The following is a 15,502-nucleotide window of genomic DNA, read 5'->3' as shown; positions in this document are numbered from 1 at the left end:
AAGAATGATTGCCTATTTGTGACAACTGAAAGTAAGTATTTTATCCTTATTTGTCGTTATTTTTTAGTACTATGTATTAATAAGGGAATATTTTCATTTATAATAACTTTAGATACATACGAAAAGAGGTTTTGGGGATGACAAATATTGATAATGTGCCAATCGAATATACAGCCTCAGCGAATAATATTTTGCCACAGCTTGTTGATTATTTACGACAATTGCATGGCATTATTGGACAAAATACATATGTAAAAGATACAGCTAAACACTTAAATCGTATCATTCAAGATGCTAACAACGAAACGATGATTCTTATTGTTGGGAAAGAACGTGTTGGAAAAACAACCCTTGTTAATGGACTTTTAGGTCGTCAAGTTTTGCCTATTAGTGATCAGCATCCGACAGGGGTAAATACATTCTTGCGATATGGTGATCATGAAGAAATAAAGGCGTATTTTTTAGATGGCGTTGTAGCGATATTCGATATGACTAAGCTAGAATTATTAACAACGGGCGATACTTTTGCATCTCAAATACTACGCGAACATTTAGATTACTTGGAAGTATATTTGAAAAATGATTTATTAAAGTCAGTTACAATCATTGATTCAGTTTCATTGGAAGCTGGGGGAGGAGAAATGGCCTACTTCCCAGAATCATTGATGAACCGTGTTGACGAAATCTTTTGGGTATTACGCTCAGGTTCAATGGCTATTCATCCAGAAATATTATTGATGGAAACGTTAAAAAACAAAGGTGTAGAACCTCTTTGTGTCATCAATGCCATTGATTCAAATGAAAATACAGAGACGTATATCAATACTGAGAGGGAACGAATTGGACATTTAATAAGTGATTTTGTCGCTATCTCTGCAACAGAAGCACTTGAAGCTAAGCAGACTAACAATGATGAGCTTTGGCAAAAAAGTCAGTATGAGCATTTAATTACAGAAATTCATCGAGTTGCTGAAAATAGTGATAAGAAAACGTACGCCATTTTAATTCGCTTCTTGCAATGGCTAGAACGATTCCGCTTCGAATTAACGATTATTCCACAACGTGACCCATTCCAATCTGCTGTTGAGAACATTGAAAAATATGCTGTCGACACGCAATATGAGTTTTCACGCTATCAACGGGATTTAGCAATTGTAACTGAATATGAGCAAGAGTATGAACAGGTGGCTAATGTATTTAAAAAAGTTCAAACGCTGTATCAACTATTGCAAACAATAGAGCAAAATGATTATTTACAAGATGAAATCGTAGAAAGTTTTACTGAAAAGGCGATCAGCTATCAGCAAATGTTACGTGAATATCGAAATATGCATAGTGAATATATACGTGAATATGAACGATTGGACGCACAACATAAAAAAATTCATGGTAAAGGGCTAATGAAAGCAATTTTTGGTCACCATACACAAAATGAATTTTTCAAGGAACGTGTCAATAAGTTAAATGAGCAGCAAATACTATGTATTGCACAATTTGAGAAAGTGCAAGAAGCGGAAGTAGAAATGCTACAGTATATTCATTCGATTCAAAGCCATCTCACAGAGTTAGCGAAAATACGCTTAACTCGCATTGAAGAGAAGGTTCGAGAGCTCAATGATCAGCGTGAAAAAGAAAAGCGCCAATTAAAATTATATGCAGCAAAATTAAATGAGTTTTCATGTTTAATCGAAGCACAAGGATACATAAAAGAAAGTATCCAACCGTTTTTATTGGATGACAAAATGCCTCTTAAAGAGAAAGATATAGAAATGCTTAAAGAAACGATCGACAGCATATTGAACATCGATTTATCGAACAATGGTTTACTTGCTCGTAGCCAAATGAATAATAAAATGGACAACAAAGCCATTCCTTTTGAGGTTGAAGAAAAATATCTGTTACATCCTTTAGCATTAACAGAAACAGATGTAAAATCAAATGATATACCAGAAATCCCTAAAAAATTAGATATACAATACAATAAAGAATAATAATAAAAAAACAATGTCCTAAAAGTGTAATTTTCCTTTTAGGACATTTATTTTGGCATGAATCCTTCTGCAATTATAATAATTATTGAACGAAATGATCCTCCTTGCTGTCTAATAGATAGATGAGTAAGGAAAGAGGTGAGCTTTTTGAATGAAGTAACGCTAGTAAAACGTGCGATGGCTGGTGATGAAACAGCATTTTTACAAGTGCTACAAATATACGAAAATACTATGTATCGGACGGCTTATGCGTATTTAAAAAATGAACATGATGCCATTGAAGCGGTGCAAGAAGCAACATACCGCTGCTTAAAAAAGATACATACCGTAAAAGAACCCGCTTATTTTGGTACGTGGCTTGTCCGAATTTTACTCAATATTTGTCATGACATGCGGGAAAAAAGCATGCGTCTGGATTTACAGGAAGACATAGAAATCGGTGATACTGCATTGAATCACGAGCGTTTTGAATTGACAGATATCATTACAAGGCTTCCAAGGGAGCAGCAAGAGCTTATTTTTCTAAAATATTTTCAAGACTATAAAAATCAAGATATTGCTGCACTGCAAAATATTCCAGAAGGAACAGTGAAGTCGAGATTACATGCGGCCTTGAAAAAGCTAAAACTATATTTTATGAAGGGGGAGATATAGATGAAACAGGTAGAAAAGCATGACTATGATACATTTGTCAAAGAGCTGGAGCAAATTGACATTCCGCATGAGCAATTAGAGGAGTCGCGCATAAAAAGTGTCATGCACTTCCGAAAAGAAAAGCGAAATCGACAACGTACATGGAAAGGTATTGCTGTTACTTGTGCATTACTGTTGATATTTGTAATGTCGATTCGTATATCTCCAGCTTTAGCTAGTGCCATCGCAAAAATCCCAGGTTTTGCTCCTCTTGTTCAGATGATCACGGACGATAAAGGTGTCAAAGATATACTCCATAATAACTATTACGAGGAACTAGGATTGTCCCAAACGAAAAATGGATTATCATTTACACTTCAAGGAGTTATTGCAGATGAAACAGGTATGATTTTACCTTATACATTTTCTGCACCGTTTGATGTTCGGGATTTAGAAATCAAGGAAATAGAGCTCCGTCTAAATGGAGAAGTATTACCTGCTGGAATAAGTTACAGCTGGTATCGTGCGAAGGAAACATCTTTGATTGAAGAAAATCTTGAGGCTATATTTAAGGATCCTATAAATTACGACAATGCCGAATTTGAGTTATATCTGCAATTTGCTGATGAAAAACAAACAGAATTTACGATGCCATTTTCACTTAAAAAGTCGATTGCGAAAACGAAAACCTATCAATTGAATGAAAAACTAAGCTTTGAAGGTCAGCATATTACCGTCAAGTCCGTCTCCATTTCTCCACTTCGTACAGGAATTACAATCGCTCTTGATCCACATAATGATATGCGCATTTTAGGATTTGATGATATTCGTCTATTGGATGAAAAGGGGGAAGAGTGGACGACAATCAGTAATGGTTTGGTATCTACAGGGACGTTAATGGATGGAGAAGAAACACTCTTTATGCAAAGTAACTATTTTAGGGAACCCAAAAAGTTGACCTTATCCATTGGTAAAGTAAAAGCATTGCCAAAAGGTCAGGATTTTATAGATGTAGATTTTAAGCAAATGAAAGTACTATCCAAACCACCTCTCCCAGGCTTAGAGGTTCAAGTTAACAAGCAAATGGTAACAATAAATGTTCCAACTTCTTATAAAAATAAAAATATCAGTTTACTTGGTACAGCAATAGATGCAAATGGCGAAACTGTTTACAGTAATTCAGGAAGTCACTATAGACCCGATGAATATGTGATTGAACAAACAGAAACATATGACCTAATTGGAGTTGTCAATCCAGTTCGCATCTATTTCTCACATTATGAAAATCTTTTAGAGGGAACTCAAACAGTTGAAATTCCTTTGAAATAGAAAAAAAAGAATCTGCTTATTACAGATTCTTTTTTATTGAAATCAAATTTTATGCTTCGGCATCAGGTGTAAATGTACGACCCGCTAATTCAGCGTCAAGCATAAAGATTGCGTTGGAGTCATTTTCGATGCGTTCAATTTTACGGATTAATGTATCGAACGTTGATTCTTCTTCCACTTGCTCATCAATGAACCATTTTAAGAAAGCCATTGTCGCGTGCTCGCGTTCATCTAAAGCGATGTCCGATAAATTATAAATACGGCGAGTCACTTCTTTCTCGTGTGAAAGGGCTGTTTTGAAGGCATGTAAAATAGACTCGAAATGATTATCTGGGCTATCAAAGCCATGGATTGTTGCGCGGTAGCCCATATCACTTAGGAAATTATAAAATTTCATCGCATGGAAGCGCTCTTCTTCAGCCTGTACTAAGAAGAAGTTGGCAAAGCCATCATAATCTTGATCTGTGCAATATGCTGCCATTGCCATATAGGCATGTGCTGAGTAAAATTCAAAATTCATTTGGTCATTTAGTGCTGTGTGTAGTTTTTCAGATAACATAAAAGTTTTCCTCCCTTTGTAGTAAATACCTGCTGCTTCTCTTATAGTATACAATAAGTGATATTGGTTCTCAATTACGTTTTTTAATCAAATGCATTTTTTAAACGCCAAATTACTTCTAAAAGATTCGTAAATAAATTAATAAAATCTAAGTAAAGATTTAATGCCATTCCAACGACCTCAGCATCTGAAACATGATTATGTCTAATTTGATTAAAGTCATACACAGTATATAGGCTAAATAATAGCACGGTAATTCCTGCTATAATCAGACCTACCATATTGCTAACAGGGAAAAACATAAATATTAGCGAAAATACAATTACGACGATTAATACAGTGAATAAATAGCTTCCCCAATTGGAAATGTCTTTATTCATCATCATACCAATCAGTGCTAGTACAATGAAAATGGCTACGGTCGCTACGAAAACAAGTAAAACAAGCTGTTGCCCTAGCTCCGTAATGTAAAATTGTGTTGTCCAAAATAGTAAAATTCCCATTAAAAAGGGGATTGTATACATAATGGAATTAGCAAGTTTCACCCTTCGCACAAAGCAGGCAATGATAAGAAGTACAATAGTAATAATGGATAGCGGCATGACAATTGCAGGAGGTAATAATGTTGCTATGTACATTCCGATAACTGTCAATACCCACATAAAAGCAAAGTGTTTCAAAATTTTATTTAAGTTTTGATTGCGGTTAGCATACGCCATGTTAAAGAATCCCTTTCTTTTGTAAAATATACTTACTATACGAATTAATTTCTAAAAAGATTCAACTATTGAAAAATTTGGTTCATCACCATAATCCACAAATTTAGTTTGAAATCAAGTAAGGCGAGGTACTGTGAATCTTCCCAAAGCATTCTGGGGAATACACTTTCCTTTCCGCCGATAGACTGCCAAGCCTCCTTATTTTGGTGACATAAACATTGTGTGATCTTTTGGTAGGGCTATCGGGCATTCTTGTACGAACAAATATTATAGAACTAAAAAATTCGCCAGGATGTATGACCAGGCGAATTTTTTTACGTATCATTTTGCATTTTTCCGTTGGTTTTTCACACCAACTAAATAACCACCAAGGGCGATGCCGATTAAGACAATCCAGAAGATAGCCTTCCATATTGTTGAGTGTGGAAACTCATGTGGAATTATACCTAGTTTTTCATGAGCTAGTGTTAGAACAGCCAGCTTTACACCAACCCAGCCAACGATTAGGAAGGCAGCTGTTTCAAGTGATGGGAATTTATCGAGAACTTTCACGAACCAACGAGCCGCAAAACGCATCATAATAACACCGATAATCCCGCCTAGGAACATCACTGAGAATTGACCAACATTAATGCCGCCAACATCAAAATTTCCGATATGAGGTAGCGTAACGGCAATGGCGACAGCTGCTAAAATTGAATCTACCGCAAAGGCAATGTCTGCAAGCTCTACTTTCATTACTGTCATCCAGAAGCCTGATTGCTTGTTAGACTCTTGAATTGCCTCGGGATTTTGGGCGGCTTTTCGCGAATCATAAATATGCTTAACTGACATGAATAATAAATAGGCAGCACCTAGAGCTTGGATTTGCCAAAAATTAACAAGTGTTGTAATAAGAAATAGTGCAGCAAAGCGGAAAATGAATGCTCCCACTAATCCATATAATAGTGCTTTTTGCTGTTGTGCCTTTGGTAAATGTTTAACCATAACGGCCATAACGACGGCGTTATCGGCAGCTAATAATCCTTCTAGTACAATTAATACGACGAGTACCCATGCGTATTCTAGTAAAATTGCCTCCAAATTTATTTCCTCCTTTATAATTGGAACAGAAATGAATGTACTGCTTTTAACTTATTCTTTCCTTTTTTAGGCAAAATAAAAAGACCCCTGCCTAAAAAAATAGGCAAAGGTCTTGCTAAGCAATTAACTGTAGTACCACAGAAAAATATCTTATAATTAAAGATATGCCTTCACACCCGATGGCAAATGACCATGTAATGACGAATGTGAAATCAGATGTTTCATTTACATCTGCTAGCTACTCCCCTTTGACATAATTGTCAAAAGCTATTCAATTCTTTATACATGGATTATAGCATGCTTATAGTCAATTGCAAATAAAAATGTGAAGCTATGGTGAAAAAATCCTTTTCCGAACAGTTCAAACAAATGGTACTATTGGAGATAAGTGAAAAATTTCAGCAACTTAGAGAGGAGATATTCATGTATAGAAAGTTTTTTTCATATTACAAGCCACATAAACGATTATTTGTGATCGATTTTTCGAGTGCAATCATTGTGGCAATTTTAGAGCTTGCATTCCCTCTAGCTGTTCAGTGGTTTATCGACGGGCTACTACCTACAGGTGACTGGGGCATGATCGTCAAAGTGAGTGTGTTATTATTACTTGTTTATGTACTTAGCACAGTCCTTACCTTTATCGTCAACTACTTAGGGCATAAACTAGGTATTAATATCGAGACAGATATGCGACAAGAGTTATTTACACATGTCCAGCGTCAATCATTCCGGTTTTTTGATAATACGAAAACAGGTCATATCATGAGCCGTATTACGAATGATTTATTTGATATCGGCGAGTTTGCACATCATGGGCCAGAGGATTTATTTATCGCCGTAATGACGTTTATTGGGGCCTTTGCTATTATGTTTAATGTTAATCCAACATTAGCGTTAATCGCCGCGATTATGGTGCCGTTTTTAACATGGCTTGTTACATTTAGTAATATTAAAATGAACAACGCATGGAAAACAATGTATGGAAAAATTGCTGATGTGAATGGCCGTGTAGAGGATAGTGTATCTGGCGTACGCGTTGTCAAATCCTTTACAAATGAAGCTTTTGAAATTGAACGCTTTAAGGAGCAAAACGGCTTTTTCCGCTCTGCTAAATTGTATGCTTATAAAATTATGTCAGGAACGCACTCGAGTATTTATATGATGACACGTTTATTAACGTTAGTCGTACTTGTTGTAGGTGCATGGCTAAGCTTTAATGGCAAACTATCTTATGGTGAGCTAGTAAGCTTTGTTTTATATACAAATGTTCTCATTAAACCAATCGATAAAATAAGTGCACTGCTAGAGCTTTATCCAAAGGGAATGGCAGGCTTTAAACGCTTCCGTGAGTTAATAGAGCAAGACCCAGAAATTCAAGATCGTGAGGGAGCAAAGTCAGTTACACATCTTTACGGAGATATTTCATTTAATGATGTTCAATTTAATTATGACACTTCAAAAGCTGTGTTAACGGATATTTCCTTTGACATTCAGGCTGGACAAACGATTGCATTTGTAGGTCCATCTGGTGCAGGTAAAACAACGATTTGTTCTTTAATTCCGAGATTTTATGATGTAAGTAGTGGAGCCATTACGATAGATGGCATTGATGTGCGAAATATGACTCAGTCTTCACTACGTTCGCAAATTGGTATCGTACAGCAGGATGTTTTCTTATTTACAGGTACTATTCGAGAAAATATTGCCTATGGAAAATTAGGTGCTAGTGAGGAAGAAATTCGTGAGGCGGCAAAAAAAGCACACTTAGAGGCATTCATAGCAGAGCTTCCAGATGGCTATGAGACACAAATAGGGGAGCGTGGCTTAAAGCTTTCGGGTGGACAAAAGCAACGAATTGCCATTGCACGAATGTTCCTAAAAAACCCACCGATTTTAATATTAGACGAAGCAACCTCTGCTTTGGATACAGAAACAGAGATGATTATCCAACAGTCATTAACAGAGCTTGCGGAGAATCGAACAACCCTTGTTATTGCTCACCGACTTGCAACCATCCGCAATGCTGATCGAGTCTTAGTAGTCACACCAAATGGTATTGAAGAAGATGGAACTTATGATGAGCTTGTTGCACAAAATGGAATTTTCGCTAAACTCCATCATATTCAATTTCGTAAGGGACAAGAAGAGCCATCCAGGCAGGAGTATGTTGAAGTAAACTAAAGACGAACGGATTGAAAAATCCCCTCAAAATAGTAATGTAATTTGAGGGATTTTTCTTAGATTATTCTTTAATTGTCTCTACAAATGTTTTTCGGCCAGGATTTACATTGTTAACGTCTATTTCTAATTTACTAATGGAATTAGGTGTTAATGGGATTTTCCCATCCTTCTCTAATTTTCTCCATACTTTCACATTTTTTCGATATAGATGTTCAGAAAGGCGATATATATCCATATCTTTCGCTAATGCTTCTTCATACGTTGTTCTAATTTCTTTTTTCACTTCTTTTATTATTTTTTTTCTTATTTCCTCTGCTGAAACGTTAGTTTTGAAACCATTTAGGGTTGCATCTAATTTTACATCTACCTCAAATGTTACTTGATCATTTTTAACAAGTGGTTTGATATTTACCTTTATTTTTTTCATTGTTGTCGTTAAATAATCACTTTCGTTACCATCTAGCTTAAAGGTTAATTCACCTCTGTGCGTTCTATTATTCATCCATTGCATGCCTTTTGCAGCTTCATTTTCAATAAAGCCTTTAAATCCATTTTTAGATAGCACCCCGACCCCCATTAAAGCAATATCCTGTGCTGGCCGATTTGTCGTTTCCCAGTTTTTATTGATGTTTACATAAGGAATGCCAATTTCGTGACTTGGTTCATTTAAGCCAATAACTAAGTTTCGTAAATTAACGGGCTCAATGAATGTTTCTTGCTCTTTTGAATTTAAAGGATTACTTAACTTTGACGATGTAAGAGATTTATTCAAAATCGGCGTTGTAAGAAGGATGTCTTGAATAGGATCCTTTGTACAATAGATCCAAATTTGATACCTTGTTTCACTATGCCGCAAAAAACTGTCGATAATGGCGATGGTATTTTCATTTTTCATTGCTTCTTCAGAGAAAATAAGGTAAGTCATATGCCCCCAAAACACTTTTTGGTCGATGGATCGATATAATTTAAAAATTGCTTCTTCCATTGTTTTTCCTTGAGAATGTCCAACCTCTGCCTGTGTTGCTTGAGGATTAAGCCTTTCAGATTTTGCAATATTGGCGAAGTTAATTAATTGCATATAGATTTCATATTGACCATCTTTATAATCTATACCTATGCCATGAACATAATCCATTCTTTGGGGTTCCGTAATATCCCAACATCCTGAAAGAAGCAGTGAAGTAGCTAAGCTTGATAGTAAAATAATATTTCTCTTCATTTCTGTTCCTTACTCTTAGAAGTACGAGTGTAATCTTGGGGTGCAAGTGCTTTATTACGCTCAGTGTAGCCTTTTGGTGATAAGCGGAAGATCGATTTTTTAATAGTTGACCAATTTAAATCTGTTGCAAGATTCATGTAAGAGTAACCATAGATTCGGATATTACATAAGTAAAGAAGTGTAAGGTATAGTGATACAAAAAATCCAAATAAACCAAAAAAAGCACTGGCAAGAATGAAAGTAATTCGCAATATACTGATGGTTGTGACAAGAGATTGGTTAACAAGAGTAAATGATGCGATTGTAGAGATCGCAATAACTACAATCATTTCTGGACTTGTCACACCTGCGCGAATGGCTGCATCACCAATAATTAAACCTCCAACAACACTTATCGTACCTCCAATAACAGAAGGCAGACGTAAGCCAGCTTCACGAAACAATTCAAACATTAGTAGCATTAGTAGCATTTCGAGAGAGGAGGGGAGAGGTAGACCTGTTTTGGCTTGGACAACGGTTGCTAAAAGCTGGAATGGTAGTTGATTTTGATGATAAGTCGTTAGGGAAAGCCAAAATGCAGGCAACAGCAAACCAATTAAAATGCCAAGAATCCTCAAAATCCGTTCTATAGAACTGAAAACGATAGGATATTCATTATCCTCCGCGGATTTTAATAATAAAAATAAATTCACAGGTGTGATGACGCCATATGCTACACCGTCGACGAAAATGAGAAAACGTCCTCTAATTAGTGCCTGAATAGCATAATCGGGTCGCCCGGTGTAATCGAATTTCGGGAAAAGCTTGGAGTTTTTATTAATTCGTTCCATTAAGACATCTCCACTAAAGACAATATCTGTATCTACAGCTGCCAGTTGCTTTTTAATTCCGTGTAAAATATCCATATCGACAATATCGTCAAAATAAAGAATAGCCACGGTTGTTTTTGAACGTTTACCTAACTCCACTTTTTCTACACAAAATGAGTTCGTAGGTAAACGTTTTCGCAGTAGTGCAATGTTGACGCGGATGTCTTCAATAAAGTTATCCCTTGGCCCTTTAACGAGAACCTCCATTCTCGTTTCTTCAGGATTTCGATTAGGTTTTTTAGCAATATTACTAGCATATAAAAGCTCTTCCTCTTCAAAATAAAGCAGTAGGAAACCAGTATATACAAAGGTAATGGCTTCTTCTTTATCTTTGATTTTTTGAAGAGTAGGGATATGAAGTTGATTTGTAATATTTTCTTCTAAGGATGTATCAGCTAAATGGTCATAAAGAAATTGAACACGCCGAATAATGACCTCATTGAGCAGTAGCTGGTCTATCATTGCATCACAGGTAATGAAATGAACCTTTTTTTGATTAAATGTATATTCCTGAAATTGAATATCTGCTGATTTTTGAAATAGTTTTTTTAAGGTGTTTAGGTCTATAGCGTTTTCCTGCTGAGGCATTATGATTCACCACTTTCCATTTCTTGTTTTTCAGGTTTTCCTTTTTTAGAAGATTTATCTGAAAAGGAAGCTACTATTACGAAAAAAATTGACAAAAAAAAAAAGAAAATAAAAAGTAGCTGTTAATATATAGTTCCCTTTCACCTTCAAAAAAATATGTTTTTCATTTAAAATAATTAGCGGCAGACAAAGTAGAAAGAAGGGGGGAGCAAGCATTTTCCAAATTCGTTTTGGATCCCCAGTCATTTTCAATAAATCCGCTATAACATATAAGATGAAGCTAACTCGTATAAATGTTCCGGTAAGCCATTGGTAAATAGAGAAAAAGTCAAGATGCTCAATATAGCGACCTATCGATACTAGTCCCCATTCCTCGTAGGCAGGATATCTTTGCTTTGCAGCTTCGGTTGGACCAAATTCTGCAATTGCGCCCATGAGTGGACCTAAAGTAAGCCCCATTAAAATGAAAAGTATGATGCCAAAATGATACCAACGAAGACGCTCTTTGAATTGGTGCTGTAAAAATAAAAGCATTAATAGTTCAATAAATCCTGATGCCGGGTAAATCATCCCTTTCACAACAGGTTTGAATCCATGTTCAAAAAACGGACGTAATAACTCGTAATCTTTTACCTGTATATTTGTAAATGCTACAAAAAATCCAAAGACTACTACACCAAATAATACAAAAACATTTAAAATAACAATGGTTTGTAAGCTTGTTGTAACGAGTAACATACAAAGAATTGTATAAATGAGTAATAATATAATGACTGGAGTTTGAGGTAAAAACGTTGTGTTTACCCATTGCAGTGTTTCAACCATCGTAAAGGCAGCGAGAATGAGTAGATATATAGCTATAATGTAAATGATAATGGTAGAGCCTATTTTTCCAATTTTTGCATCTAACCAGTCCCTAATAGGTTCCATATTTGTCTTTTTTTGAATATAAACTAAAAGGAATAGCCAAAAAAATATAATAACTGTGGCCATTATCACAGATACCCAGCCATCTCTCTCTGCAACATCTAGTAGCGGTGGAATAATTGTCACATGGTTTTTTAAGCCAATAACAGTCATGGATAAGAAAACGACATGTAAAATACTAATTGATCCTAGACCTTTCATATGAAAACCCTCTAACGTTAATTGATACATTTTAGCTTAGACAAAAAGTGAGAGGATTATAAGCATTGACAGATCCCTCTAAAAGAAGAAATCTTATAAAAAAAAACGAGGTATTTGACAATTTAATCGTCAAATACCTCATATTTTGGAATTATATTATTAGCAAATAATTAATGAATATATTTAGAACTTACAAGATCATTTTTTAGGACATCGGTTGGGATTTCGAATTCCAGTAAGCCCATATAGCCAGGTGCTACTTCATATTTATCGAAGGAGATCACAAGTTTCCCTTTATCAGAAATATAAAATTGCTGGTCTGCGTGAATAGCTGTAAATCCGTCAATAACCTCTTCATCAGGAAGACCTCCGCCTTTTACCCAGTACACTTTATCTGAGTCGGAAGCAGCTTGATTACGCATCTGTTCAATAATGTTTTCACTGACAGTTTTAATATAACTATCGTCTTTAAATAGCATTGGCAGTGTAATTAAAATTTCATTTTGTTTATCAATTGTATCGTAGTGCATAACTGTAGAAGAGGATGCAACTGTATTGACAGTGTAACGACCAATCGACAAGATTTGGTCATTATCTGTTTTTACTTCGTAGCCACTATCTACGCCTAAATGGCCACCACCGTTAGCCTTTAAATCACCAACTTCTGTAATAAAGTCATTATAAAGAGCTTTACCTTCTGAACGGTATTTCTCATTTAAAGTATTAGCAAGATCTTTATTTTCTAGGTTTTCGATAGAAGGTACTTTAATGTTTGCGTCATATGTCTCTTCTTTTACTTCATATTCAGTCCAAGTTAAGACTTTTACGACACTGCCAACAACAGGTATTTCTGAAAGTGTTCGTGCCATGGCAGGACTCACATTTAAACCAGCTGTAAAAAGCATTGCAGCCGCTGCAGATCCAAGTAACCATTGTGGTACACGTTTTTTTCTTTTCTTTTTGCCTTGCTTTAATGCGTTTTCAACCACAAAATCGAGCTCCTTTGGAATGGGTACCTCATTATATTGTTTTTCTAATTCTTTTAATTTTTCATCCATGTGCTGTTTCTCCCTTCGCATCTTGCAATTGTATTTTCAATAGCTTTAACGCTTTGTAAAGACGCGATTTAGCGGTACTCAGCTTAATGTTAAGGATATTGGCAACATCAGCGAGCTTTAAATCTTCAAAATAATGTAAAATGACAACTTCTCGATACATTAGAGGTAATTCGTCTAATGCATGCTCTAAATCCACGTTTTCGTAGACGTCCTCTTGTGCAGGTGTTAAATATTGCAATGTATCATCGTCTGTCACCTGTAAGCGTTTATGCTTACGTAAAAAATCAATGGCTGTACGTACGACGATTTTATAAAACCAGCTTTTCATATACTCGACATTTTCTAGTCGATCGAGAGAAAGCATTGCTTTTTGAATACTGTCTTGTACAACATCAAGTGCGTCCTGTTCATTTTTCGTATAGGTATACGCGAGCAAATAAAAACGTTCTTTCTGTTCACGAATAAACTGGACAAACACCTCTTCATGTTGAAATGCATTTCTTGTTTTCATGTCCAAAGAAGCTCCTTTTTAACATTTTCAAATTGTATACAACTACTAGACGTGTGAAAGGGGAAAAAAAGTTGAAAGCAATAAAAAAACTTATCTTATTTTGTTAACATCAAAGACAAGTAATAGGTTTATAGTAATTTATCCCGCATTAACGGGTAGTAGGTCTCCCTTTAAGTGAAAGCGAAGAATAAGGTGAAAGAAAAACTGTAAAATCCCTATTGGTGAAGATCAGTGGGAATGAAGAAACCTCCACTGATTAAAGTTTCACTTTATCCCGTATTAACGGGCAATAAGTCTCCCACCATAATGCTTTGCTGTATATTTTATGTTGGTGAAAAACATAGCAAATTATATACCTTTTACAATTGTTTAGAAAGGGGAAAGAGTAATTTGGTTACAATTGGAAATGATGTTGCAACGGTGTTATTTGGAGAAGGAAGAGCATCTGAATAGGCGGAAGAGCAATCGAAAAAAATATCCTTAAACTTATTTGACTGCAACGAAACTTTTCCTAAGAATTTTAGGCTAGAAAAAGGCTAAAAAGGGAGTGGCATATTCAAATCTATACTCAAATTGAGAATTGACTACTTTGATTGTAAAGTAGTGTCACACTAAAACAACATACAAACCAAATTAAGCGATGCAATCAATATAATTGCATCGCTTAATTTGGTTTTTAAAGATATAACAAATCAATTATGAAAAATAGTCATATGTATTTTTCAAAAGTAATAGGATTGTCACAACGATAAATAAATTACGTACATACCCGCTACCACGTTTAATGGCAAATTTAGAACCAACAATTGCTCCAGCGATTTGTGCAAGTCCCATTGGCAAACCATAGGCATAATTTATTTGCCCTAAGTATATAAACATAAGAAGGGCTGCGATATTACTTCCAAAATTTAAGAATTTGGCATTGCCTGCTGATTTTAAAAAGTCAAAGCCAACTATTAAAAAGGCGAATAGTAGAAATGAGCCTGTCCCTGGCCCTAAAAAGCCATCATAGAAGCCAATTAAGGTAATGATCATCACAAAAAGTGCGTAACGTTTAGGTGTTAATTTTTTATAGGTAGAAATGCTACCCCAGTCTTTTTTGAAAATAGTGTAAATAGCCACGGCTGCTAGCATGACAAGCATTAGCGGTTTTAGAACGCTAGGATCCATAAGATGGACAATCCATGCACCAAACATTGAACCTATAAAAACAAAAGGGAACAATTTATAAACAGATTTAATATCTAATTTTCCAGAGCTATAAAATGTCACAGTACTTGTTAATGACCCCATAGTGCCTGCTAATTTATTTGTTGCCACGGCTGCAGACGGTGGAAGTCCAACAAACATAAGAGCTGGTAATGAAATAAGCCCGCCGCCTCCTACAACAGAATCGATAAATGCGGCTAGAAAGCCAAAAAAGATAAGAATGAGTAAAATGTTTACATCTAAATCAAAAGGCACAGCAGGTCATCTCTTTTCTATAATAATAATCTGATAGTAGCGAAATGAAAAGTAACTGTAAATAGCTTAAATTATATTTTTCTATTAATTTTGAGGATTTAAGCTTTTTTGATATTTTTAAATTCTGTAAAAATCTAAAATATTCTACTTTATGTACAAATTTTAATGTA

At 35.4% G+C, this 15,502-nt stretch carries 13 protein-coding genes; 4 read left to right on the top strand and 9 right to left on the bottom strand.

Features of this window, described 5'->3' with window-relative positions:
• Nucleotides 1-137: 137 nt before the first annotated feature.
• The 3 genes from FJQ98_RS17000 to FJQ98_RS16990 all read left to right on the top strand — a co-directional run bounded on the left by FJQ98_RS17000 (nucleotide 138) and on the right by FJQ98_RS16990 (nucleotide 3,953).
• The gene (locus FJQ98_RS17000; protein WP_053595598.1) at nucleotides 138-1,991 is read left to right on the top strand and encodes a dynamin family protein; all 1,854 of its coding nucleotides are present in this window, start codon (nucleotides 138-140) and stop codon (nucleotides 1,989-1,991) included.
• A gap of 138 nt (nucleotides 1,992-2,129) precedes the next feature.
• Nucleotides 2,130-2,645, top strand: a complete 516-nt coding sequence (locus FJQ98_RS16995; protein WP_246494229.1) for a sigma-70 family RNA polymerase sigma factor — start codon at nucleotides 2,130-2,132, stop codon at nucleotides 2,643-2,645.
• Complete coding sequence (locus tag FJQ98_RS16990; RefSeq protein ID WP_053595600.1) at nucleotides 2,646-3,953, top strand: DUF4179 domain-containing protein; 1,308 nt, start codon at nucleotides 2,646-2,648, stop codon at nucleotides 3,951-3,953. It begins immediately after the preceding gene.
• A 49-nt stretch (nucleotides 3,954-4,002) separates the two neighbouring features.
• On the opposite strand, the gene FJQ98_RS16985 is transcribed toward FJQ98_RS16990, so the two are convergent.
• The 3 genes from FJQ98_RS16985 to FJQ98_RS16975 form a co-directional block, all read right to left on the bottom strand.
• A complete protein-coding gene (locus FJQ98_RS16985; protein ID WP_053595601.1) occupies nucleotides 4,003-4,512 on the bottom strand; it encodes a ferritin in 510 nt (169 codons plus the stop codon).
• Nucleotides 4,513-4,595: 83 nt separating this feature from the next.
• Nucleotides 4,596-5,231: a Bax inhibitor-1/YccA family protein gene (locus tag FJQ98_RS16980; RefSeq protein ID WP_053595602.1), complete on the bottom strand. Its 636-nt coding sequence runs from the start codon at nucleotides 5,229-5,231 to the stop codon at nucleotides 4,596-4,598.
• A gap of 321 nt (nucleotides 5,232-5,552) precedes the next feature.
• Entirely contained in the window at nucleotides 5,553-6,314 is a 762-nt protein-coding gene (locus FJQ98_RS16975; protein WP_053595603.1) for a TerC family protein, read from the bottom strand.
• A 423-nt stretch (nucleotides 6,315-6,737) separates the two neighbouring features.
• Here FJQ98_RS16975 and FJQ98_RS16970 point away from each other — a divergent pair, with 423 nt between their 5' ends.
• Complete coding sequence (locus FJQ98_RS16970; RefSeq protein WP_053595604.1) at nucleotides 6,738-8,495, top strand: ABC transporter ATP-binding protein; 1,758 nt, start codon at nucleotides 6,738-6,740, stop codon at nucleotides 8,493-8,495.
• Nucleotides 8,496-8,556: 61 nt separating this feature from the next.
• Here the strand turns inward: FJQ98_RS16970 and FJQ98_RS16965 are convergent, their stop codons facing one another.
• The 6 genes from FJQ98_RS16965 to FJQ98_RS16940 form a co-directional block, all read right to left on the bottom strand.
• Nucleotides 8,557-9,714, bottom strand: a complete 1,158-nt coding sequence (locus FJQ98_RS16965; protein ID WP_053595605.1) for a Ger(x)C family spore germination protein — start codon at nucleotides 9,712-9,714, stop codon at nucleotides 8,557-8,559.
• Nucleotides 9,711-11,171, bottom strand: coding sequence for a spore germination protein (locus tag FJQ98_RS16960; RefSeq protein ID WP_053595606.1), 1,461 nt, complete (start codon nucleotides 11,169-11,171; stop codon nucleotides 9,711-9,713). Before FJQ98_RS16960 ends, FJQ98_RS16965 begins: the two co-directional genes overlap by 4 nt.
• Nucleotides 11,172-11,225: 54 nt before the next feature.
• The gene (locus FJQ98_RS16955; protein ID WP_246494227.1) at nucleotides 11,226-12,299 is read right to left on the bottom strand and encodes an endospore germination permease; all 1,074 of its coding nucleotides are present in this window, start codon (nucleotides 12,297-12,299) and stop codon (nucleotides 11,226-11,228) included.
• Nucleotides 12,300-12,469: 170 nt separating this feature from the next.
• Nucleotides 12,470-13,357, bottom strand: a complete 888-nt coding sequence (gene rsiV / locus FJQ98_RS16950) for an anti-sigma-V factor RsiV (RefSeq protein ID WP_053595608.1) — start codon at nucleotides 13,355-13,357, stop codon at nucleotides 12,470-12,472.
• A complete protein-coding gene (gene sigV / locus FJQ98_RS16945) occupies nucleotides 13,350-13,868 on the bottom strand; it encodes an RNA polymerase sigma factor SigV (protein WP_053595609.1) in 519 nt (172 codons plus the stop codon). Before sigV ends, rsiV begins: the two co-directional genes overlap by 8 nt.
• 696 nt (nucleotides 13,869-14,564) lie before the next feature.
• Nucleotides 14,565-15,332 (bottom strand): TSUP family transporter, encoded by a 768-nt coding sequence (locus FJQ98_RS16940; protein ID WP_053595611.1) that lies wholly within the window; start codon nucleotides 15,330-15,332, stop codon nucleotides 14,565-14,567.
• Nucleotides 15,333-15,502 lie beyond the last annotated feature (170 nt).

Origin of the sequence: Lysinibacillus agricola (assembly GCF_016638705.1) — a bacterium.
Lineage (GTDB): Bacteria > Bacillota > Bacilli > Bacillales_A > Planococcaceae > Lysinibacillus > Lysinibacillus agricola.
The sequence above is the reverse complement of the archived record's forward strand: the minus strand, read 5'-3'. Positions and strand labels throughout refer to the sequence as shown.

What these genes read in the sequence shown, in the direction of transcription:
- FJQ98_RS17000 (WP_053595598.1), top strand. Translation starts at nt 138, where the DNA reads ATGACAAATATTGATAATGTGCCAATCGAATATACAGCCTCAGCGAAT.
- FJQ98_RS16990 (WP_053595600.1), top strand. Translation starts at nt 2,646, where the DNA reads ATGAAACAGGTAGAAAAGCATGACTATGATACATTTGTCAAAGAGCTG.
- FJQ98_RS16985 (WP_053595601.1), bottom strand. Translation starts at nt 4,512, where the DNA reads ATGTTATCTGAAAAACTACACACAGCACTAAATGACCAAATGAATTTT.
- FJQ98_RS16980 (WP_053595602.1), bottom strand. Translation starts at nt 5,231, where the DNA reads ATGGCGTATGCTAACCGCAATCAAAACTTAAATAAAATTTTGAAACAC.
- FJQ98_RS16970 (WP_053595604.1), top strand. Translation starts at nt 6,738, where the DNA reads ATGTATAGAAAGTTTTTTTCATATTACAAGCCACATAAACGATTATTT.
- FJQ98_RS16965 (WP_053595605.1), bottom strand. Translation starts at nt 9,714, where the DNA reads ATGAAGAGAAATATTATTTTACTATCAAGCTTAGCTACTTCACTGCTT.
- FJQ98_RS16960 (WP_053595606.1), bottom strand. Translation starts at nt 11,171, where the DNA reads ATGCCTCAGCAGGAAAACGCTATAGACCTAAACACCTTAAAAAAACTA.
- FJQ98_RS16955 (WP_246494227.1), bottom strand. Translation starts at nt 12,299, where the DNA reads ATGAAAGGTCTAGGATCAATTAGTATTTTACATGTCGTTTTCTTATCC.
- rsiV (WP_053595608.1), bottom strand. Translation starts at nt 13,357, where the DNA reads ATGGATGAAAAATTAAAAGAATTAGAAAAACAATATAATGAGGTACCC.
- sigV (WP_053595609.1), bottom strand. Translation starts at nt 13,868, where the DNA reads ATGAAAACAAGAAATGCATTTCAACATGAAGAGGTGTTTGTCCAGTTT.